Origin of the sequence: Vibrio casei (assembly GCF_002218025.2) — a bacterium.
Taxonomy (GTDB): Bacteria; Pseudomonadota; Gammaproteobacteria; order Enterobacterales; family Vibrionaceae; genus Vibrio; species Vibrio casei.
In genome coordinates this window covers 617,087-638,579 of record NZ_AP018681.1, presented here as the reverse complement: position 1 = coordinate 638,579, position 21,493 = coordinate 617,087, and the positions used below count along the sequence as shown (strand labels likewise).

General features: G+C 38.8%; 18 protein-coding genes. 10 read left to right on the top strand and 8 right to left on the bottom strand.

Annotation, left to right across the window (positions count from 1 at the left end; genetic code table 11):
• The first annotated feature begins 782 nt into the window (after nt 1-782).
• From sbcD to VCASEI_RS15845, 5 genes are all read left to right on the top strand, one after another.
• Entirely contained in the window at nt 783-2,054 is a 1,272-nt protein-coding gene (gene sbcD / locus VCASEI_RS15865) for an exonuclease subunit SbcD (RefSeq protein WP_086959615.1), read from the top strand.
• The gene (locus VCASEI_RS15860) at nt 2,051-5,830 is read left to right on the top strand and encodes an AAA family ATPase (RefSeq protein WP_089110987.1); all 3,780 of its coding nucleotides are present in this window, start codon (nt 2,051-2,053) and stop codon (nt 5,828-5,830) included. Before sbcD ends, VCASEI_RS15860 begins: the two co-directional genes overlap by 4 nt.
• The gene (locus VCASEI_RS15855) at nt 5,827-6,441 is read left to right on the top strand and encodes a fumarylacetoacetate hydrolase family protein (protein WP_086959619.1); all 615 of its coding nucleotides are present in this window, start codon (nt 5,827-5,829) and stop codon (nt 6,439-6,441) included. The genes VCASEI_RS15860 and VCASEI_RS15855 overlap by 4 nt, the downstream gene beginning before the upstream one ends.
• A 247-nt stretch (nt 6,442-6,688) precedes the next feature.
• Nucleotides 6,689-6,877, top strand: a complete 189-nt coding sequence (locus VCASEI_RS15850) for a hypothetical protein (protein ID WP_089110988.1) — start codon at nt 6,689-6,691, stop codon at nt 6,875-6,877.
• A 383-nt stretch (nt 6,878-7,260) separates the two neighbouring features.
• Nucleotides 7,261-8,556 (top strand): NRAMP family divalent metal transporter, encoded by a 1,296-nt coding sequence (locus VCASEI_RS15845; RefSeq protein ID WP_086959622.1) that lies wholly within the window; start codon nt 7,261-7,263, stop codon nt 8,554-8,556.
• 111 nt (nt 8,557-8,667) lie between these two features.
• Here the strand turns inward: VCASEI_RS15845 and VCASEI_RS15840 are convergent, their stop codons facing one another.
• Nucleotides 8,668-9,237, bottom strand: coding sequence for a PhnA domain-containing protein (locus VCASEI_RS15840; protein WP_086959623.1), 570 nt, complete (start codon nt 9,235-9,237; stop codon nt 8,668-8,670).
• A gap of 464 nt (nt 9,238-9,701) precedes the next feature.
• Here VCASEI_RS15840 and VCASEI_RS15835 point away from each other — a divergent pair, with 464 nt between their 5' ends.
• Nucleotides 9,702-9,911, top strand: coding sequence for a hypothetical protein (locus VCASEI_RS15835; protein ID WP_140396184.1), 210 nt, complete (start codon nt 9,702-9,704; stop codon nt 9,909-9,911).
• A 30-nt stretch (nt 9,912-9,941) separates the two neighbouring features.
• On the opposite strand, the gene VCASEI_RS15830 is transcribed toward VCASEI_RS15835, so the two are convergent.
• Both VCASEI_RS15830 and VCASEI_RS15825 read right to left on the bottom strand, forming a co-directional pair.
• On the bottom strand, nt 9,942-10,166 hold the full coding sequence (locus tag VCASEI_RS15830) for a hypothetical protein (protein WP_089110989.1): 225 nt from the start codon (nt 10,164-10,166) through the stop codon (nt 9,942-9,944).
• Nucleotides 10,156-11,306 (bottom strand): IS3 family transposase gene (locus VCASEI_RS15825; protein ID WP_110957783.1). Its coding sequence is split into 2 segments (ribosomal slippage): nt 10,156-11,063 and nt 11,063-11,306, totalling 1,152 coding nucleotides; the frame shifts between segments, so codons are not numbered across the junction. The genes VCASEI_RS15830 and VCASEI_RS15825 overlap by 11 nt, the downstream gene beginning before the upstream one ends.
• A gap of 231 nt (nt 11,307-11,537) precedes the next feature.
• Between VCASEI_RS15825 and VCASEI_RS15820 the strand changes: the two genes are divergently transcribed.
• The gene (locus VCASEI_RS15820) at nt 11,538-11,735 is read left to right on the top strand and encodes a hypothetical protein (protein WP_089110996.1); all 198 of its coding nucleotides are present in this window, start codon (nt 11,538-11,540) and stop codon (nt 11,733-11,735) included.
• A 63-nt stretch (nt 11,736-11,798) separates the two neighbouring features.
• On the opposite strand, the gene VCASEI_RS15815 is transcribed toward VCASEI_RS15820, so the two are convergent.
• A complete protein-coding gene (locus VCASEI_RS15815) occupies nt 11,799-12,614 on the bottom strand; it encodes a phosphate ABC transporter substrate-binding protein (RefSeq protein WP_086959630.1) in 816 nt (271 codons plus the stop codon).
• A 202-nt stretch (nt 12,615-12,816) separates the two neighbouring features.
• Here VCASEI_RS15815 and VCASEI_RS15810 point away from each other — a divergent pair, with 202 nt between their 5' ends.
• On the top strand, nt 12,817-13,173 hold the full coding sequence (locus VCASEI_RS15810) for a DUF3024 domain-containing protein (RefSeq protein ID WP_086959631.1): 357 nt from the start codon (nt 12,817-12,819) through the stop codon (nt 13,171-13,173).
• A gap of 134 nt (nt 13,174-13,307) precedes the next feature.
• Here VCASEI_RS15810 and rnb read toward each other — a convergent pair whose 3' ends face one another.
• Entirely contained in the window at nt 13,308-15,311 is a 2,004-nt protein-coding gene (rnb, locus tag VCASEI_RS15805; protein WP_089110995.1) for an exoribonuclease II, read from the bottom strand.
• A gap of 448 nt (nt 15,312-15,759) precedes the next feature.
• On the opposite strand from rnb, the gene VCASEI_RS15800 reads away from it, so the two are divergent.
• Together VCASEI_RS15800 and VCASEI_RS15795 are read left to right on the top strand one after the other, a co-directional pair.
• Entirely contained in the window at nt 15,760-17,634 is a 1,875-nt protein-coding gene (locus tag VCASEI_RS15800; RefSeq protein WP_086959738.1) for a DEAD/DEAH box helicase, read from the top strand.
• A 298-nt stretch (nt 17,635-17,932) separates the two neighbouring features.
• Nucleotides 17,933-19,123, top strand: a complete 1,191-nt coding sequence (locus tag VCASEI_RS15795; protein WP_089110994.1) for an acetate/propionate family kinase — start codon at nt 17,933-17,935, stop codon at nt 19,121-19,123.
• 74 nt (nt 19,124-19,197) lie between these two features.
• Here VCASEI_RS15795 and VCASEI_RS15790 read toward each other — a convergent pair whose 3' ends face one another.
• From VCASEI_RS15790 to VCASEI_RS15780, 3 genes are all read right to left on the bottom strand, one after another.
• Nucleotides 19,198-19,503: a DUF406 family protein gene (locus tag VCASEI_RS15790; protein ID WP_086959879.1), complete on the bottom strand. Its 306-nt coding sequence runs from the start codon at nt 19,501-19,503 to the stop codon at nt 19,198-19,200.
• An 88-nt stretch (nt 19,504-19,591) separates the two neighbouring features.
• Nucleotides 19,592-20,440: a heme ABC transporter ATP-binding protein gene (locus VCASEI_RS15785; protein WP_089110993.1), complete on the bottom strand. Its 849-nt coding sequence runs from the start codon at nt 20,438-20,440 to the stop codon at nt 19,592-19,594.
• Complete coding sequence (locus VCASEI_RS15780) at nt 20,440-21,474, bottom strand: FecCD family ABC transporter permease (protein ID WP_086959877.1); 1,035 nt, start codon at nt 21,472-21,474, stop codon at nt 20,440-20,442. Before VCASEI_RS15780 ends, VCASEI_RS15785 begins: the two co-directional genes overlap by 1 nt.
• Nucleotides 21,475-21,493: the final 19 nt, after the last annotated feature.

Sequence of the window (21,493 nt, the reverse complement as noted above, 5' to 3'; positions counted from 1 at the left end):
GTTCCCATTGCGATTTGATCGCCGGTATCATGATTAACTAAACTCCAGCTTTGGATACGGCCTTCAAATCCGGCAGCTTCCCGTATAATGACAGTACTTACGGTTTTTTCGCTGTCCCATTTTATAGAAATCCGTCTGGTACTGCCAGATGGAGACCAATATTATCATTTTATTTAATATCATTGGATTACATGATTTTTTGCTTTTTCATGGCTATAATTTTTGCGATCAATTTCACGTATTTAATGACATGAAGGAATAGAATCGATAGAATCGTTGTCTTTTCGATAAGGCAATGGGCATTTTCCTTATTGATCATTGGAAATGTTTGGTTCAATCGCACAAAATTACACTGCAACTTATTGAAATCTTTTGGCATCGAATAAAGCGGGAATGTGTCGAGTTCAAGTACCACGACGATTCTGTGCTAGATTGAGTATTATTGGAATATATGTTGTTTATTTATCGATAAGTTTTCTCTTGAGATTGTCTTATCATTAATAAGTGATGTATTGGTAAAGCGGCGTAATTAGTCGCATACCGCGTGTTCGTTTAGCTAAAGGTTTGGCCGCCACTTAGCTAAACATAAGGACACACTTTGGTGGTTACGCATAGCTGGCCGTTACTTTTGTGATGGTTTTTGTAACAAGCTCAGGTTAAATTTCCTGAGCTTTTTTTATATCTGATGAAAAATGTTATAAATTGGAATAATCCTCTTTTTTATCAAAACAAATGTGTCACAATTCTTCCTCTCATATTCAGCCTAGAAGTTCACCTTTTATATGAAGATTTTACACACCTCAGATTGGCATTTGGGCCAGAATTTTTTCACTAAAAGTCGAAAAAAGGAGCATCAAGGATTTCTGCAATGGCTTTTAGATCAAGTTCAAAAACAAAGTATTGATGCAGTGATCATTGCAGGTGATGTTTTTGACACTGGTTCACCGCCAAGTTATGCGCGCGAAATATATAACCAATTTGTTGTCGATCTTAATCGGTTGGGATGTGCTTTGCTTGTACTAGGAGGTAACCATGATTCGGTTTCGATGCTGAATGAATCGAAAGCGTTATTGGCGTGTTTAAATACTCATGTTGTCGCGAACACACATGAAGGCGTAGAAGATCAGGTTATTACCATTAATGATCGTAATGGAGAGGCGGGGGCTATTGTTTGTGCAGTACCGTTTGTTCGGCCGCGTGATGTTGTGCAAAGTATGGCTGGTGAGAGCAGCTTAGATAAAAAATACGCGTTGGGTGAAGCGATTCAAGCGCATTATGAAAGCTTATATCAATGTGCTCAGCGACGCCAAGCTGATCTTCAGGCGCAAACTCAACGTAAAATACCGATCATCGGAACTGGCCATTTAACCGCTGTAGGGGTGACGGCATCAGAATCGGTTCGTGATATTTACATCGGCACATTAGAAGCATTCGATGCCTCTGCATTTCCTCCTGTTGATTATATGGCATTAGGTCATATCCATCGCCCACAGATTGTTGCTAAATCGGAATCGATTCGTTATTGCGGTTCTCCCATTCCTTTAAGTTTTGATGAAGTGAAAGGTAATGGTCAACAAGAAGGTGGAGTGGTGTATTCCAACAAGCAAGTGGTTATCGTCGAATTTACCGAGCACGAAAAGCGTATTCAGCCACTTTCTATCCCTTTGTTTCAGCCGATGTCAGTCATTAAAGGCAGTTTGGAATCAATCGAAAATCAACTTCTCCAGTTCAAAGATACACAGCAAACGACCTGGCTTTGTATTCAAGTTGAAATTGATGATTATTTATCTGATTTGCAGCCAAGAATTCAAGCATTAACCGATGGTTATAACGTCGAAGTACTGCAGTTGAGACGTTTACGCAGTGCACGTTCACAGGCGCTAAGTCAGACAAGTAATGAAACGTTATCTGAACTTTCACCTTTTGATGTCTTTGAAAAACGCCTCCAATTAGAAGTCTTTGAAGGGGATGCTAGCATCGCAAGAAAAGATCATATGGTGAAACAATTTAAAAAAATAGTCGATGATGTTGAGAATATGGGAGAAGCCAAATGAGAATTTTGAGCGTTCGGTTTTGTAATCTCAATTCATTAAAAGGTGAGTGGAAAATCGACTTTACTCAATCACCGTTTGCTGAGAACGGTTTGTTTGCCATTACCGGGCCAACTGGAGCCGGTAAAACCACATTGCTTGATGCTATTTGTTTGGCTTTATATCATCAGACGCCACGGTTAGGGTTAATTTCAACATCATCAAATGAAATCATGACGCGTGGCACCGCTGAAAGTTTGTCGGAGGTCGAATTTGAAGTCAAAGGGCAGGCGTATCGTGCGTTCTGGAGTATGCGCCGCTCAAGAGGAAAGGCCGATGGAAATCTTCAATCCTCGGTTGTGGAATTAGCGGAAGTCAAAACCGGTAAGGTGTTAGCAAGCCAAGTTAAACGCAAAGATCTTTTACTTAAAGAACTCACTGGGTTGGATTTTTCGCGTTTCACGAAATCGATGATGTTGTCCCAAGGGCAATTTGCCGCGTTTTTAAATGCAAAAGAGTCCGAACGAGCCGAGTTACTTGAAGAGCTCACTGGGACTGAAATTTACGGTGTCATTTCTGAAAAAGTATATGAACATTTTACAGAAGTGAAACAACAGTTAGCAGAATTAGAATCACAAGCGAAAGGCGTTCAACTATTAACCACCGAGCAAGTTTTTGATCTTAATGAGGAATTATTGGGCTTAAAAAGCCAGTTACAAGTTGATAAAACTCAGTTACAAGAGTGGTTGGAACATGCCCAATGGTGGCAACGATATCATGCAGGAAAACAAGCGGTTACTGAGTCAGAACAAGCGCTTGAACAAGCAACATTAGAGCAAAAAGAAGCACAATCTGATCTCAATAAGTTGGCACAAAGTGAACCTGCTGAAAAGCTTCGATTTCCCTTTCAGCAGTGGAGTGACGCTGTCACTAATATTGATTCTATCGAACAACAATACAAGATCAAAAAAGAAAATTTCCATTCTCTAGAGAAAGATAAACAACCAAAGTTAAACACTTATGATCAGGTAACTTTAGAGCATGAGCAACAAAAGAAAGCCCATCAAGAGCTGTTGGTTTTATTAGATGATAAGGTACTGCCATTAGATTCCCAACTCTCTCAACTTGACGCAAAAGTGATTGAGACAGGTTTACAATATGAACGTGAAACTAAGCGTTGTGATTCAACGTATCAAGAAATACGCCAAGTAAAGGAAACGCTACAAAGCCAACAACAGCAAAGTGTAATTAGCCAAGCGTACTTACAGACTCATTCGAGCGATGAGGTCCTATCTCAATATTTACACTCTTGGACGCTGCAAGTTCAACAGGTGGGAGATAAAAGTCAGCAATTGTTTGAATTAGAAAAAACCATTGAGCAGGATAAATTAACGGAACAAACATTAAAAAGCGATATTGAACAACAACAGAAACGCGTTAATAGCTTTTATCTGGATACGCAAAAAAAACAGGCCATACAAAAAGACGCTAATGATACTTGGGCTGGGATTAATAGCGTAGAGAGTAATGCTAATGAAAGTCTAAATAAACAACTTGAGTTGAGAAATCAACAGTTGAATCTGACTTATCAACTACGAGTAAAACAAGAGGCTTGGTATAAACTCTCACAGAAAATCATAGCTGATCGCCAAAGCCTTACAGAGCAAATCAAACAGCAAGAACAGCTTGATTTATATTGTGCTTCATTACGCCAAGCATACAAAGACAAGGATGCGTTGATTCAAAGTTATAGCCAGTTGATTGATCAAGATATGCATCTTGCTGATTATCGTGCCCATTTGAATCAAGGTGAGCCTTGCCCCTTGTGTGGTTCACAAGAACACCCAGCGTTGAAATCGGGTGTCATGGTTAATCGTTCGCAAGTCATTCTTGATAAGGAGCAAGCAGAAAAAGATAAAAAAGAAATTGAATCGAAAGGTATTCAAGTAAGAACAAAGCTAGATTCGGCCAATCGTCACATTGAAGAGTTGGGTAAAAAACAATCGTTAGATAAGGCAGACTTACTTGTTATAGAAGACGATTGGAAGCTGCGATTAAAAGATGAAATTTTGCCGTGGTTTTCAATTGAAGATCAAACTCAATTGAAAAAATATGAAATTGAATTGCCACAAAAAATAGAACGATTAAAAGGTCAATTATCTCAACACTTACACATTGAAAAACAATTGAACAGTGCGAAAGAAGCGTGGCAGTTAAGCGAACGTGAATTAGAAAAAGCCACAACAGTTCTAGAAAGCTTGAAGCATCAATACAAAGTATTATTACAGCAGTATGAAGAGCGTCTTCAAGTTTATCAGCGATTAAAAGAGGAAAGAATTACTGCCTATAACGCGCTATGTGAACATTGGCAATCCTTAAATTATGATTTACCTCTCTATGATGCTGAGCTGAATGGCAGTGATATTTCTAATGTAAGCCAATGGTTAGAAGAGAAGCGTTATGCTTTGCAACAGTGGCAAGCTCACCAGCAACAATTCAATGATCTGAAAAATAAAATTGAACAATCACAGAACACATTAACGCATTTAGAAAAAGAATCTTTGGGGCAGCAACATAGCTTGCAAGATATCCGTACAAATTTGAACCGCCAAACGGAAGCTCGCGCGCATTTAAAACAGCAAAGACATGCGCTCTTCGGTAATCGTTTGGTGTCAGAAGAAAAAAGTAAGAGTCAAAGCAAACTAGATAATAAAGAACAGCAAAAACAACAAGCTCAACACGCGCTGTATGCTTTGCAAACGCAACTAGATAAACTGATTGGTGAACTTGAAACTACTCGCTCGCAAAAAGAAAAGCAAGCCAAGCTCTGTGATACTTATTTAGAAAAATGGCTTGAAAAGCTCTCACTTAGTCCATTTGAAGATCAATGTGCATTTGAAGCTGCATTACTCGAGGAAAAGGAACGACAAGAATTAGTTTTAATTCAGCAACGTTTAAATAATCAGCTCGAGCGTGCAACGGCTTTGGTCGAAAACGCGAAACAACAGTGGTTACGTATTCAAGAGCATGAAAAATCGGCACAGTGGTTGCAGACTAGCCAAGAGACTGTGTTAATAAATCAACAAGAACTTAGCCATGCCGTAGAACAGAAAACGTATCGCTATGGTCAAATAGAGCACGAATTATATTCAGATAATAGTCGCAGAGAAGGGCAGAAAGCCTTATTTGAAGAGATTGATAAGCGACAAGCCGAGTATGAAGATTGGCAATATCTTCATGCTTTAATTGGCTCGAAAAGTGGCGATAAGTTTAGAAAATTCGCACAAGGGTTAACGTTGGATAATTTGGTTTATTTGGCCAATCAGCAACTTTCACGTTTACATGGGCGATATTTGTTACAACGAAGTGGCCGACATATTGATAATGAGGCCGATCCCAATGTTGTCGTATTGGCTGATGGATTAGAGCTGTCCGTTGTAGATACTTGGCAAGGCGATACTCTCCGAGACACTAAAACGTTGTCTGGTGGTGAAAGTTTCTTGGTCAGTCTTGCACTTGCTCTCGCGCTTTCTGATTTAGTTAGTCATAAAACCAGTATTGATTCGTTATTTTTAGATGAGGGCTTTGGCACACTTGATGCTGACACACTAGATATGGCTCTGAATGCTTTAGATAACCTTAATGCTTCAGGTAAAATGATCGGCGTGATCAGTCATATTGATGCAATGAAAGAAAGGATTCCAGTGCAGATTAAAGTGCATAAGAAAAATGGTTTAGGTATTAGTGAATTAGATAAACAATATCGGTTTAAGGAAGAACAGGTAAGGGATAAAAAATGACAACAATACTCGTAGATAACCGCAAGATAAAACCGTCAAAAGTGGTCTGTGTTGGGCGTAATTATGCTGAGCATATTAAAGAGCTTAATAATAAGATTCCTGATCAAATGGTGGTATTTAATAAACCGAATACCTCGATTACTACTGAGTTAACGTCTTATCATCAAGAAGTTTTGCATTATGAAGGTGAGATTTGTTTTACCATTAAAAATAAAAAGATCTACTCTGTTGGCTTTGGTTTAGATTTAACAAAAAGAACTCTTCAATCAGAATTAAAGTCTAAACAGTTGCCGTGGGAAAGAGCAAAAGCCTTTGATGGCTCGGCGGTCTTCAGTAAATTTATCCGTTTATCTGAAGGGAATTGGCAAGGTTTATCGCTTGAATTACTGATTAATGGTGTTCGGGTTCAGTCAGGAGGTGTTAATAACATGCTGTATAGTCCCGATGATATTGTGCGAGAAATTCAATCGTATTCCACTCTCAATAATGGCGATGTGATCATGACGGGAACACCAAGCGGAGTAGGTACTGTACAAATGGGGGATATCTTTACGGGTAGAATAAAACAATACGATCAGGTTTTGATAGAGTCACAATGGATTGCAAAATAATTTAGAAAATTTATGAAAATGATGATGTTAAAATTTTGTTTATGCTTTCATTTATAAATACTAATATATTTATACTACTGTTTTTAAAGTGTTTTAATTAAATATTTTCCGTGGGATAATGCGAGTATTGTTGCTGTATTGTAAATTAGAAAAACTAATGTGAAATTGCATGTTTTTTCATTGTATTTTTTAACTAATGGCTCATATAATTCGCGCCATTGATAGTTGAAACAGAGTGAGAACAGAGATGACACAAGCAATTTTAGAGTCCGTTGCCACAACATCTATGGATAATAAAAGCTACTCGGTTAGCGTCAAAGGATTGATGAAACATTTTGCTGATGTATTATTTGGCAAAACAACAAAATCAAACAGTTATGTGAATGATGCGTCTGCATTGTCTTCACATATACAAAAAGATTTGGGCCTATACTAAGTCTCGGATTTAGATTTGTTAAAATAAAATAACTCGTTTGTAAAAAAGCTGACCTATGAGTTGGCTTTTTTTTATTGTTTTTTTCCTTATTTTTACTATTCAGTAAAACTATTTAAGTCATTAAACTAACGTTATATGCTGATTTTTTATCATATTGAAGAACATGTTGCTTTTTTATGAATTGGTCATATTGTAATGATTAAGTAAAGACAGCAGAATATTCTGAGAATAAGAAGTCGTTCTGCACAGTTCGCTTTACTTAGAGTAGAGGCAATAATTTGTACTACACTCACTTCATATTCCTAATATCCAAATGCCAGAATAGTTCGTTATTTATTCGATGATTATAGAAGGCAAATAATAAATTTATATTAGGACGTGTTATGGAAAATACAGTCACACTTTCAACTGAAAACTCCGATACAAAGCCTCAATCTGTATCTCTGATTCGCTCGCTTGGCCCCGGTGTCATGATGGCTTCGGCGGCGGTAGGTGGATCTCATCTCGTGTCTTCAACGCAAGCAGGAGCCATTTATGGTTGGCAACTTGCTCTACTTATTTTATTGGTGAATTTATTTAAATACCCATTTTTTAGAGCGGGTGTTCAATATACCGTTGGGACTGGCCAAAGCTTAGTTGAAGGCTATCGCCAAATGGGAGTAGGTTATCTTTGGTTATTTAATGTCCTTAATTTTGTATCAGCTTTTGTCAATATAGCGGCTTTACTGCTATTTAGCTCAAGTTTAATGGGCTATTTTTTACCGATAATACTTCCACTTCCGTTGATTGCTAGTGGTATTTTACTAGTGTGCTTATTTATATTAGGTGCAGGGCACTTCCATGCTTTGAGTACATTATCTAAAGTGATTATGGGAGTATTGGTGATTACAACAGTGTTGGCGGTGATCATTGCTGCTAGTAATGGTGCGGTTGCTCCGGCTGATTACGTGAGCCCTTCACCATGGACAATGGCGGCCTTTGGTTTCATTGTTATTATGATGGGTTGGATGCCTGCGCCAATAGAAATCTCTTGCTTTAATTCATTATGGTTAAAAAGTCAGAGTAAAGAACAAAAAGTAACGGCTCGTTCAGCATTGTTTGATTTTAACGTGGGCTATATTGGGACGGCAATCTTAGCTATTGTCTTTTTATCATTAGGCGCGCTTGTGCTTAATGGAAGTGGCGAACCATTACAGACTTCTGGTATTGGTTTCTCGCATCAACTGGTTAGCATGTATACAGCTTCAATTGGTGAGTGGTCACGCTATTTAATTGCCGTTATTGCGTTCTTTTGTATTTTTGGTAGTACGATTACATGTATCGATGGCTATTCGCGAGTATTAACCGAAAGTACGCTATTGCTAACCAGAAAAACGAGCGAGGCTGAGCCTAAAAAAACCAAGGTATTACTTGGTGGCTGGATGGTATTGGTGAGTTTATTATCATATTCAGTGATTTTGTTTTTTACCTCTTCTTTAATGTCGATGATGCATTTTGCAATGATTCTCGCTTTTATGACAACGCCGATATTTGCCGTTTTGAATTACTTGTTAGTTAGTCGGACTCCTTTGCCTAGTAATTTGAAATTTAGCCGAAAAATGAAATGGTTAGCTTATGTAGGCTTTGTTTATCTATTTGGCTTTTTAGCGGCCTTTATATGGTGGAGTTGGTTTATGTAACATGTCGACGACAGCCATTTATAAGGTAACACTCATATAAAGTGATATGTTTGAAATGAAATATTAAAAAAGGCACTCAATTGAGCGCCTTTTTTAATGACTGAGTTATTATTATTTCTTACGACAATACTCTGCAATTAGGTACATAGATTGACCATTTGCTTTACCTGAAATTAAACGAGGATCCGCGTCTAAGCTAATGCCACGAACGACTGTGCCTTGTTTGATGATGGTTGACGATCCTTTTACTGGAAGATCTTTAATTACGGTCACATCATCGCCTTTTTGAAGAATGACACCGTTAACATCACGTGCTTTTTCTTCGTCTTCATCCATTCCGATTTCTGCCCATTTCTTGGTTTCGTCTTCCATGTACATCATATCGAGCAGTTCGTTTGCCCAAGTTTCACCTTTACGAGAAAGATGAGTGAGTTGACGCCACGCCAATACTTGAACTTGCTGGACTTGACTCCACATGCTGTCATTTAAGCAGCGCCAATGATTAACATCCATGGTATCTGGGGAGTCAATTTGTGCATGGCAGATATTGCATAACATTGCAGCGTAATCGACGGTAATGAGTGTTTGAGGCGCAACCGCATAAGGGGCGAGAGAAGATGTTGATGAGCATAGCTCACATTTAGATTCACAGCGTGCCAGTAGCGTTGCTTCAGTAGACATAAAAGTTACCTAAGTTGTTATGTTAATGACTTTATATTTAGCCCGGTTTTTTCCTAAAATAGGAACCCATTTTCATAATATAGAGAAGAGCTAAGTCATTAATAAATGAATAATAAATTACAGTGTCACATTTTACTAGATATCGAGATGAAAGTACATTTATCAAGATGGTAATCATTATAGACGTTGGTTATAGGATCATTATTGCGCTCAAACAATATTTTTCTAATCGACGTGTATTTGGCGGTGATGTCTCATGAGAAAGTTTATTATTTTTTGTGAAATATCCAATCACGGTTTTACTGATTTTGATCATGAAATATGAGGGAGTTATTATTATTTTAGTATAGAGCTAAAAAATGATAGGAGTATAGTAAGGGCAGCATAAGGTATTGTTCATAAAGGGAACATTTCTCTTTGCTATTTACTGTGAAATTGTATTTTAGTCCGATAAGGAGAAGCCAGTGCGTTATACAAGAGCAATGAGAATGGCAGAGCTAGGGGCCAATATTATTATTGCTGAAGACTCAAGAATTCAGTTTTCAGATGCTTTAAGCCTTGTTCAAATTGTTACCCAAAATGGTGGTTCAATCACGGTGGAAAAAGCATATCATCATACTGAAATTGAGCAGATGGTTGCTATTGCGGCAAATAAAATCACGATTAAAGTTTAGTTTTTAAGTTGATGCTTTCTACTCATGTAGTTAAATTTTAAACATTTTAGATAAGGTTTGTTTCTCTTGTTTACTTAGCACTGGTGATGAAAAATCATCAACTTGGATCATCTTGTCGATATAATTATTAACCTTCTCAAGTTGAGGAGGAGTAAGGTCAACAATTTTTTCAACTAGGGTATCGATAGCATCATTTTTTGAGGAGTGTTCATTATGATCTGCTCCAGCCAGACTGGACACTTCATTAAGCGACATTTTGCTGTTCAAAGTTAACAGGGCTTAGATACCCAAGAGCACTGTGCCTTCTTGTCCGATTATAATCAACCTCTATGTACTCGAAGATCGTTTGACGCATCTGGTCTCTCGTCATAATCGGCTCATATTGGATCGCTTCAACTTTCATCGAATGGAAGAAGCTCTCAACACAAGCATTGTCCCAGCAGTTTCCTTTCCTACTCATACTTTGCTTTAGATTATAAACAGTTATGAGGTCTCGATAATCTTTTGAGCAGTACTGACTACCTCGATCACTATGAACGATAACCTGCTCAGGAAATTCGCGACGGAACAAAGCCATTGATAGAGCATCACAGACCAGCGTAGCCGTCATTCTGGTATCCATAGACCATCCGATTACTTGTCTTGAGTAAAGGTCAATAATTACTGCCAAGTACAACCAGCCTTCGCTTGTCGCAACATAGGTGATGTCTCCCGCCCATTTTTCATTCGGAGCCGCTGCGTTAAAGTTCTGAGCCAGCAAGTTTGGAGCAACTGGCATTTGATGCTTGCTGTCTGTCGTGCACTTAAATTTACGTGCCGCTTTCGGCGTTAAATCTTGACGCTTCATACTGGCCGCAATGGTTTTCACATTGTGGTTATCACCGCTCTCAGACAGTTCTTTTTGGATTCGCCTTGAGCCATCTCGGCCTTTGCTGTTATCAAAAGCTTCTTTGACCTTTGTATCAAGCTCTTGGCGAACTGCCTCGCGTTGGCTAGCCTTATGGCGATGTTTAACCCAGTAATAAAACCCACTTCGGGATACCCCGAATACCTTAGCCATACGTACAATATTGAAGTACATCAGGTGTTCGAGCATAAATTCGTAGCAATTTACTTTAGATTTTTCGCGAAGTAGGTGGCGGCCTTTTTTACAATTTCTAGCTCTTCTGCTTGCTCAGCCAACTGCCTTTTGAGCTTGGCAACCTCTGCGGCTAGCTCTTGTTCTCGCTGACTAGTATTGGTGTCTTTCTTCGAGTTCTTCCGCCACCCGTAGATTTGAGATTCATGTAAAGAAAGCTGCCTTGCAGCCGCAGCTACTCCCACTCTCTCTGCTAGTTTTAGGGCTTCTGCTTTAAATTCAGGGGAATGTTTAATTCTAGTTTTCTTAGTTGTCATTGTTCACCTCGTTAGTGATTGTACTCACTTAACTCAGTGTCCAAAACAGCTGGAGCGGATCATTATTCATATTTGAAATATTCCTTAATATCCACTTTTTGAATGTATCGGTTAAAGCCAAGGCAAGTGAATTTATTCATATGACTTCTTTATATCAGTCAGAGTAGACGTTGTGTTTAATTTGTGTAAACTTACTGACAATTGTTTCAGGAGTATGAAATAGGGAAAATAATGGCTAAATTAGTATTCTGGCTTGTACTGATTGCAGTTGGTGTTGCTATTGGTATTAAGTATCAAGATCCTATTCTGGATGTATTGAACTTGAGAGATATGGAAGAAGCTCAAGATACGTTAGAAGATGTTACTGGTAGGTTTCAAAGTAGTATGGATTCACTTTCAGACACAGTAACTCAATTGGGTCAAAATTAACAACGCTGACACGAGTATTAGTCTGTAAAAAGGCCTTACCTAATTAGTAAGGCCTTTTTGTTGTTATTTTTTGATTGGAGTGTAGCCATAGCTTTCAATTAATGACTGGCCTTCTTCTGACATTACATAGTCTAAGAATTTTTTAGAGCGAGTTTCTAAATGATCTTTTTTATAAATCAGTAGAAAAGGTCGGGATAATTTGTAGCTACCACTTGAGATGTTATCTTGTGTGGGTTTAACATTATCAAATTGAATCGCTTTGATTGATTTATCTACCGATCCCATCGAGATAAATCCAATGGCTTGAGGGTTATGATTAATTAGAGTTTTCATCATACCATTGCTGTTGACTACAAGGTTTTTAGGGTTGATATTCGATACGCTTTGGTTGTTGACGACCTTTGTTAAACCAAGCAAGCTCTCAAAACTATAACGTGACCCCGATGACGCTTCACGAGTAACGACGGCGATCGCTTGGTCATGGCCACCGATTTCCTTCCAGTTTTTTATTTCACCAAGATAAATTTTTGCTAACTGTTGTCGAGTTAAATTTGAGACCGGATTGGCGATATTTGTGACAACAGCCAGTCCATCAAAAGCAATTGGAACAATGACAATGTTCTCATTTGCTTCCGCTTCGGTTAAATATCGTGAGCTCATTCCGAAGTCAGTGACTCCTTTCATTGCCAAAATAATTCCTGCTGTAGAATCTACCCCTTGAACCGCAATATAATCGTCAGGATGACTTTGGTTATATTTTTCAGCAAGAACATCCATTACTCGAGTGACAGACGTAGAACCTGATACGGTAATTTGTTTGGCTTGCGCCATTGAAATTAGTACCAGAGAAAGAAAAGTGGCGAGTAGCACTCGTAACATATGGATCTCCGAATAGTGGAATAAATAAAGTGTATTTATTGTATGTCGGTTGTGTGACATTTTTGTGACTTTGAAAAAGAAGTAAACGTAAGGTAAAGCAGAGATTAATCGTATTTTCGAACATAAAGTGGGAAATATGTTCGTTTGTAATTAAGGAGGTGATTTGAAATTTCAGCTCTATACTCTTTAAAAGAGGTGGAGCATGATTTGCGAATTAGAGTGGCGCCGTATTACAAAAAGAGCTGAAGAACTTTGTCATTATCGGAATGAAAGTGTGCCTGTCGCACAGGGAAAAGCATGCTTTGACGTGGGAGCGATCCATGTTGTTTTTTCAAAAGCCGTCTTTTCTGTTGATTCACTGCATTGCAACCATATATATGATGTCGCAAAACTGGTTTTTGATAAGGATGAAGAGGTGTGGCGTTTGTTTGTCCGTAACCTAGGCTCTAAGGTTAAACACACGATATGGCTGCCTCATGGCTCAGTACCTAAAAGCCAAGACCCTATTTTATTGATTGAGGTGGTTGAAAAAGATACGGATGAATGTATTTGGATTTAGGTTCATTATATTTATTTCATAATAATAATAGAAACGCGGCTCGTTATTGAGCCGCATTTTATCTAATTAAATCAACGTAGAATAGCTCTAAAAGAACGAATATTAATCTTTCTTTATTGAGAAATTAATGCTGATTAATCTTCAAGTGGAACAAAATACTGTGTTGGCTTCGCAATAATATTTCGGTTTTCTAAGCTAACATTGACGAGTGCTACCTCCATAATATCACCAAGCTTAAACGCTACGACTTTATCAACTTCAATGGTTCCAAGTTCACGAGACGCGGAAATTCGTTCTTTGCTATCGACAATTTGTGAACATGGTATAAATACTGCCGCACCATTTTCTAATAAACGTGCGCGTGCTCCAGCTCGATTAATGTCAAAAATTTCGGCTTGATAAAGAGTACCATTTTCAGGCTCATTGATCAGCGTTCGAGCGTATAACCAGTCTCCAACATTACGTTCAGCCATGCCATGGTATCGGCGACACAGAGATAATTCTTCACCAATACTTTCATCAGGGACTTGTACTGGTGTTTGATCTAAAACGAGTGCTTTTAGCATGCGATGATTGATCATATCGCCATATTTACGAATAGGGGATGTCCATGTAGCGTATATTTCCAAACCCATTGCGTAATGAGGATCCGGCATGTGGTTAATCTCACTATATGCTTGGCATTTACGAATTCGATTATCTAAATAACGAGCATCTTGTTGAGCTAACCAACGACGAAGAGCACTAAAACCTTCAAGTGTAGCAATCGACTCCACCGTAAAAGGGAGGTCGCCATCTGGATTCACTAATTCAATAACATCTTTTAGTCTGTCTTCTTTAAAGCCTGAGTGAGTGTTAAAAATGCCAGAATTAAATTTGGCTTTTAATTCTCTACCTGCACAAATATTGGCAGTGATCATTGACTCTTCAACGAGTTTATTTGCAGTACGTCGTATATCCGCATGAATGGCAACTACATCATTATCTTCGCTTAACTCAAAACGGTAATCAGGACGGTCTGGGAATACAACAGCATTATTAACTCGCCACTGGCTACGAGTTTGAGCAAATTTATGAAGAGTACTCACGACTTTTGCAATGGTGTCGTCCGGTTGCCAATCGCTGCTGTTACCGGTTTCTAACCAGTCAGAAACATGGTCATAAACTAGGCGAGCGTGTGATTGAATATTGGCAGCAAAAAACTGAATGTCATCACCAATTTCGCCATCTTTAGACACTGTGACTTGGCAACATAAAGCGACACGTAATTCGTCTTGTTTCAATGAGCAAAGATCATCGGCTAAATCACGAGGAAGCATCGGAATATTACGGCCAGGTAAGTAGATGGTAAAGCCTCGCTTGCGTGCGACGTTATCCATTTCTGAATCTGGTGTGATATAGGCCGTGGGATCAGCAATTGCGATAGTAAGAGTAAAGTCACCATTGTCAGTTTCTTCAGCATAAAGAGCATCATCCATATCTTTTGTTGATGCTCCATCAATTGTGACAAAAGGCGTCGTTGTCATATCAACACGCTGTAAGCTTTTATCATCTTTTAATTGCCATTCTTCGCCGCTATCTAATCCTTTTGGTTCACTATTTGGTAAGTCGTTTTGCGCTAGTGTTACCCACCACGGGGCTATTTTATCGTCTGAATCCGTGATTTTCTCTGAGATCTCAACAAGAAACTGGTCTGAATTGGTTGTAGAATCATTAGACTTAAGAGGGTGTTCAACTAAATGAGCGACAACCCAATCACCTTCATTTAATGTTTCAGGATTCACGCCTTTACGCGCTTTAGCTTTTAACGATAGTTTTTTTAATTGTGGGTGATCCGGTACAACATTCAAACGACCTTTAAATTTTTTGACGCGAGCGATGAAACGAGTAAGCGCAGGCTCTACAAGTTCATCTGGTTCGGCGCTTTCTTTGTCATTTTCAGAACGAATGATCGCAATGACTTTATCTCCATGAATACATTTCTTCATAAAAGCAGGCGGAATGAAATAACTGGTTTTACTGTCTACTTCTAAAAATCCAAAGCTTTTGTCTGTGGCTTTCACCGTCCCTTCTTTTTTAGGAAGGGTTTCTTTCATTTGTTGTTTAAGCTGAGCAAGTAGAGGATTGTCTGAAAACATGTGATCAATTCTTTATGAGGTAATTGGAAAATATCCAAGAAGCGATTTAAAGTGGCATCTTGAAGTGACTAGTGGACAGTACTTGGCACACTATAATCATTGCATAGTGGGATTACCAATTAATTACGAGTTTTGAGTGTAATGAAAATGATAAAATAGAGAACCATTAAAATTTATAAAACGAGAGCTATAGACGTCCAGAAATTAATACGTATAGATACTTTTGTATGATATTTGGACTTTTTGAACAAAAACGTGATGAAATTCAATTTTTCCTAGCTTTTTTTATGTTTATCAGGGAGAATACGCCTCCCTTAATGATGTCCCGAAACAGCTTAAGGCGTTTTCTACCTAATCCATGATTTTTATGGAACACGAAGTTAGGGTAGGTATTAGAGGTAGTTGAGCTTAATGGGACCGAAATTTTCCTTAAATAAGTAGGAACCCCATGTCAGAAAATCAAATTAAATTCGTCGATCTTGATCTTAACGAAAACCTTCTAACCGCACTTAACTCTATGGGTTTTGAAAGCCCAACTCCAATTCAAGCCGCTTCTATTCCTTTTCTTTTACAAGGTAAAGATGCGCTAGGTAAAGCTCAGACAGGTACTGGTAAAACAGCCGCCTTCTCTTTACCTGTTCTAAATAAAATTGACCTAAATCAACATAAACCACAAGCGATTGTGATGGCTCCAACTCGTGAGCTTGCGATTCAGGTTGCTGCTGAAATTAAAGTACTAGGCCAAAACATTAAAGGCTTAAAAGTTATTGAGATTTACGGTGGAGCTTCTATCGTGGATCAAATGCGTGCGCTTAAAAATGGCTCACACATTGTTGTTGGTACTCCTGGTCGTGTTAAAGACTTAATCAACCGTCGTACTCTGCATCTTGATGAAGTGAAAACATTCGTCCTTGATGAAGCTGATGAAATGTTGAAAATGGGTTTTGTTGACGATGTTACTTGGATCATGGAGCAAGCTCCAGAAAGTGCGCAACGCGTATTGTTCTCTGCAACTATGCCTCCAATGGTAAAAACGATTGTTGATCGTTTCTTACGTAATCCTGCTCGTGTTGATGTTGCTGGTGAAAACCGCACGGTTGCTAAAGTAGAGCAGCAATATTGGGTAGTGAAAGGCGTAGAAAAAGATGAAGCAATGACTCGTCTACTTGAAACAGAAGAAACCGATGCATCAATCGTGTTCGTTCGTACTCGTCAAGATACTGAGCGTTTATCAGATTGGTTATCAGCTCGCGGTTTTAAATCCGCTGCATTACACGGTGATATTCCTCAAGCGCAACGTGAACGCACTGTTGATAACATCAAACGTGGCGTAATTGATATCCTTGTTGCAACTGACGTTGTGGCTCGTGGACTTGATGTACCTCGTATTACTCACGTATTTAACTACGATATTCCATTCGATACTGAATCATACATCCACCGTATTGGTCGTACTGGCCGTGCTGGACGTACTGGTAAAGCCGTATTGTTGGTTCGTACTAACCAAATTCGTATGCTTCGCACGATTGAGCGTGTTACTAAATCAAGCATGGAAGAAATTCAACTTCCTAACCGCGATAAAGTGGCAGAAGCTCGTCTTATTAAGTTAAGTGCAGAATTAGAAGCAGAAAAAACTAGCAACACTATTGAGAAATTTGCTGAATTAATTGAAAAGCTTCAAGTGTCATTAGAAGTTGATGCCGCAACATTAGCTGCTATTTTATTGCAACGCCAACAAGGTAAACGTCCATTGTTCTACACTGGCGCAGATCCTATGATCGAAGCCATTGAGCGTGATAGTAAGCGTCGTAAAGAACGTCGTGATAATCCTCGTGATGCAGGTCCTAGTGGACGTGATGGCGGTCGTTCATTTGGTGGCACTAAGCAAGATTGGGATACTTACCAATTGCAAGTTGGCCGTGATAGTGGTGTCCAAGTTAAAGATATCGTTGGTGCATTGGCAAATGAACTTGGTTTAACAAAACATTCAATTGGTGCAATTAAACTGGCTCAAGGTCATACGTTTGTTCAGCTTCCAAAAGCAATGACTTCTGAAGTTGCTGGTAAGCTTAAGAAGCTGCGCATTCGTCAAAAAGAAGTAAGCGCAGTTGTATGTGATTTTGATGATTTCCGCGAATCTCGTGGTCCTCGTACTGGCGGAGCTCCACGCCGTGATGGTGGTGCTCCACGTGGTCGTGGTGGTGAAGGTCATCGTGGTCGTCGTGAGGGTGGCAGTGGTACGGGTAATGGTGAGCGTCGCTTTGATCGTAACCGTGGCCCTAAAGCTGGCAAGCCAGCCGCTCGTCCAAGTCGTGATGTATAAATAATTTAATCAGTTTTTGATTAATTTATAAAAAGCCGAGATACGTTAAGTGTCTCGGCTTTTTTTCTGCTTAGGTCTCGTTCTAAATAAGATTCATGTCATAAACAAACGGATTGATTCGAATTTATTTTAATTTCAAAAGAAATCATCTTTTGCTTTAGATCAAGTCATTCGATACAAAATACACTTTGTTAATAAAAAAAGTTGAAAGATTAAAAAATTATTGAATAATGGTACAATAATTTCATTGTCACGAAATGGAATTCGTCTCTCAACCATCACAGCACAGAGAAAGTTCATGTCAAATCAATATGTATTAGTTATTAACTCTGGTAGTTCATCGCTTAAATTTGCCGTCATTAATTCAAAAACTGGAGAGGCCGTTTTAACTGGGCTAGGAGAGTGCTTTGGATTAGAAGACTCTCGCATGAGTTGGAAGTATCAAGGCAACAAGCAACAAACGTCTATTGTTGGTGAAGAGAATCATCATCAATTAGCTATCAGTAAATTGGTTGGTATTGTCAGTGAATACGCTTTAACAGATGCTGTGATTGCTGTTGGGCACCGTATTGTCCATGGCGGAGAAAAATTTACGAAAACCGTTAAAATAAATGAACAAGTTCTTAATGATATTGAAGCGGTAAAAGAATTAGCACCATTACATGCCCCTGCGAATGTTATCGGTATTAAAGCTGCCTTAAAGGCTTTTCCTGATCTTCCTCAGTTTGCTGTTTTTGATACCGCTTTCCATCAAACCATGCCGGCTAAAGCTTATACTGGAGCAATAGATAAAACCTTGTATGAAGATTTTGGTATTCGTCGTTATGGTTTTCATGGTACTAGCCATTATTATGTGAGTCGTGAAGCGGCAAAAATGCTGAATAAACCAATAGATGATTCGAGTTTTATCTCTGTGCATCTTGGTAACGGCGCATCAGTTTGTGCGATTAAAAATGGTAAAAGTGTTGACACCAGTATGGGCTTCACACCACTTTCAGGCCTTATGATGGGCACACGTTGTGGTGATCTTGATCCAGGTATCATTGAGTTCTTAATGAACAAAGGTTGGACCCAAGAGCAAGTGTTCGAAACCTTGAATAAAAAATCGGGTTTTCTTGGTGTATCGGGATTAACCAGCGATGCTCGTGGGATTTTAGAGGCAATGGAAGAAGGGCATGAAGGTGCAAAATTAGCTTTTGAAGTGTTTACTTATCGCGTGGCTAAATATATTGGATCTTACATGGTAGCGCTCGATCATTTAGATGGGATTATCTTTACCGGTGGCATTGGTGAAAATGCGCTTCCAATCCGTCGTGAAATTTTAAAATACCTGAAAATCTTTGGTTATAAAGAAAATGAACAAGCGGATGCGGATGCGCGCTTTGGCGAAGAAGGGATTATTACAACAGCCGATTCACCTGTTGCTATGGTTATTCCAACCAATGAAGAATTTGTGATTGCACAAGAGTCAGTATCTTTAATGCTGTAATTTGATTCGAATTAGAATAGAAAGCCACCTTAAAAGTGGCTTTTTGTTTTAATAAATCGCTTAAAAAGTAATGATTAGCAGTTTAATGAGCGACTTTGCAATTCAAATATTAACTTTTCGGCACTACATTCAAATTTAATTTTAGCCGTCAGTTTATTTTCATCTTCTGAAAGATCATCAATCTGGTGTTCGTAGTTTGGATTAACGCGCTCTGCTAATTTTAAATAAGGTTCAAGCTGAGCAAGTAAAATTTCTTTTCCTTGGGCAAAAATGGTGACTTCTGCGATATCGTCACCTTCTTTAATAATAAATCCCATTTCTGCGCTGCAACCACATGCTTCACAAACTTCGTTTTCTGTGGTTTCTACTTCAGTTGTCATGCCATAATCCTCTTCTGAACTTTATATCTTATTTTAGGTTAAAACGAGCCAGATACCTTGAGCAAGAACAATGTTTCTTCAGGATTGGTTAAATTGGAATGATAACCGGAATATTATATTGAGGATGTGTCATTATCATTGTTTTTTGTTGGTATACATTTTCTATATTTTCAGATGTTAACGTTTGCCACGGTGACCCATCAGCGACAATTTTTCCTTCATTAAGTAATAGAATTCTGTCGGCGTATTGTGAAGCGAGGTTAAGATCATGCAGAACTACCACAATTGTGGCTCCTGACTTTGCCATTTTTCTTGCCAGCATTAAAGTATTATGTTGGTGCGATAAGTCTAAGGCGGAAGTCGGTTCATCGAGCATGAAGATTTTATTTTCATTCGATTGGCTCAATTGCGTTAGTACTCTTGCAAGGTGAACTCTTTGTTTTTCGCCACCAGATAACGAAGGGTAAAGGCGATTTTTAAGATGATCTATGCCGACATTTAGCATGAATTCTTCTGATGTATTTTGAAGTTCAACGTTAGAAATAGTCAGAGGTAATCCACCAAGTTTGACTACTTCTTTAACCAGAAAAGGAAATGAAAGTGTGCTGTGCTGGGGTAACATACCTAAATGCTTTGCAAGTATACTTTTGTTCCATTCAGTACTTGGTTTCCCAAAATATTGAATGGCAGGGGGATTGAGACTTTGAGGATTATTTAACTCATGTTCTCCGCATAATATTTTCAGTAAACTGCTTTTTCCTGCTCCATTTGGGCCTAATAATGCCGTTACTTGTCCCGCTTTTATTTCAATATTGATATTATTGAGAATGACTTTGGAGCCATATTTTAGGTTCAGATTAGACGCTGTAATAGCATTAACCGTTCTGTTGATTTGTTTGCTTGGATTCGTAAGTTTGTTCTTTGTAGGAAAGATCATTATGCAAACTTTCCTTTTTGTTGGAATAGTAAGTAAAGGAAAAATGGAGCACCGACAATCGCGGTGACAATTCCAACCGGAAGCTCTGCTGGTGTAACTGCAACACGTGCAAACATATCTGCAATCGTTAAAAGAAGAGCGCCTAGTAGTATGGATACTGGTAATAAAACTCGATGATCAGGGCCAACAAGCATTCTGCCTAGGTGTGGGATTACTAACCCTACGAATCCTATTACGCCACTTAAACTGACGGTCATACCTACCCCAATCGCGGTGAGTAAAATTAATTTACGTTTTAAAGATTGAACAGGAACACCCATGTGTTTAGCCTCTGGCTCGCCAAGTAATAAGGCATTTAAAGGCATGGCTTGTTTCATGAAAAGAAAAGTGAGTAATACCAAGGATAAAGAGGCTAACGTTATGCCTGGCCAAGTTGCGCCAGCCAGTGACCCCATAGACCATAACGTTAAGTCACGCAGGGTTTGATCGTCAGCAATAAAGTTAAGATAGCCGATAGCCGCACCGGAAAGGGCACTTATCGCCACACCAGCGAGAAGCATAATCGTCACGGACGTACCTAGGGCGCTGGTACCAAGTTTGTAAACAATGATAGTTGTTAAAGCGCCTCCAATAAAAGCAAAGATAGGAATAGCAGCAAGATTCATAACGATTGGATATCTTTCACTAAAATCAGAAAATAATACAATTGCTATTGCCGCTCCTAAGGCTGCACCAGATGAGACACCAATAATACCGGGTTCGGCTAATGGATTACGGAATAAACCTTGCATTACTGCGCCGCATAAACCTAACGTACCTCCTATTAACATACATAATAAAGTCCTTGGTAGTCTAACTTGATTAATAATCAAAGAAACATATTCGGGCAAAGGTTTAGATGTTGGAAATAAGCCTTGTAAACTATGCATGAGCGTGATTTTCATTGGCCCAACAGTAATTGAAAATACGGCTGTGGTGACAAGTAACAATGTAAAAAACAGCAGTAGATAGGTAAGTGAAATTTGACGTAACATGCTCGGTTCTCGATTTAAT

What these genes read in the sequence shown, in the direction of transcription:
- sbcD (WP_086959615.1), top strand. Translation starts at nt 783, where the DNA reads ATGAAGATTTTACACACCTCAGATTGGCATTTGGGCCAGAATTTTTTC.
- VCASEI_RS15860 (WP_089110987.1), top strand. Translation starts at nt 2,051, where the DNA reads ATGAGAATTTTGAGCGTTCGGTTTTGTAATCTCAATTCATTAAAAGGT.
- VCASEI_RS15855 (WP_086959619.1), top strand. Translation starts at nt 5,827, where the DNA reads ATGACAACAATACTCGTAGATAACCGCAAGATAAAACCGTCAAAAGTG.
- VCASEI_RS15850 (WP_089110988.1), top strand. Translation starts at nt 6,689, where the DNA reads ATGACACAAGCAATTTTAGAGTCCGTTGCCACAACATCTATGGATAAT.
- VCASEI_RS15845 (WP_086959622.1), top strand. Translation starts at nt 7,261, where the DNA reads ATGGAAAATACAGTCACACTTTCAACTGAAAACTCCGATACAAAGCCT.
- VCASEI_RS15840 (WP_086959623.1), bottom strand. Translation starts at nt 9,237, where the DNA reads ATGTCTACTGAAGCAACGCTACTGGCACGCTGTGAATCTAAATGTGAG.
- VCASEI_RS15830 (WP_089110989.1), bottom strand. Translation starts at nt 10,166, where the DNA reads ATGTCGCTTAATGAAGTGTCCAGTCTGGCTGGAGCAGATCATAATGAA.
- VCASEI_RS15820 (WP_089110996.1), top strand. Translation starts at nt 11,538, where the DNA reads ATGGCTAAATTAGTATTCTGGCTTGTACTGATTGCAGTTGGTGTTGCT.
- VCASEI_RS15815 (WP_086959630.1), bottom strand. Translation starts at nt 12,614, where the DNA reads ATGTTACGAGTGCTACTCGCCACTTTTCTTTCTCTGGTACTAATTTCA.
- VCASEI_RS15810 (WP_086959631.1), top strand. Translation starts at nt 12,817, where the DNA reads ATGATTTGCGAATTAGAGTGGCGCCGTATTACAAAAAGAGCTGAAGAA.
- rnb (WP_089110995.1), bottom strand. Translation starts at nt 15,311, where the DNA reads ATGTTTTCAGACAATCCTCTACTTGCTCAGCTTAAACAACAAATGAAA.
- VCASEI_RS15800 (WP_086959738.1), top strand. Translation starts at nt 15,760, where the DNA reads ATGTCAGAAAATCAAATTAAATTCGTCGATCTTGATCTTAACGAAAAC.
- VCASEI_RS15795 (WP_089110994.1), top strand. Translation starts at nt 17,933, where the DNA reads ATGTCAAATCAATATGTATTAGTTATTAACTCTGGTAGTTCATCGCTT.
- VCASEI_RS15790 (WP_086959879.1), bottom strand. Translation starts at nt 19,503, where the DNA reads ATGACAACTGAAGTAGAAACCACAGAAAACGAAGTTTGTGAAGCATGT.
- VCASEI_RS15785 (WP_089110993.1), bottom strand. Translation starts at nt 20,440, where the DNA reads ATGATCTTTCCTACAAAGAACAAACTTACGAATCCAAGCAAACAAATC.
- VCASEI_RS15780 (WP_086959877.1), bottom strand. Translation starts at nt 21,474, where the DNA reads ATGTTACGTCAAATTTCACTTACCTATCTACTGCTGTTTTTTACATTG.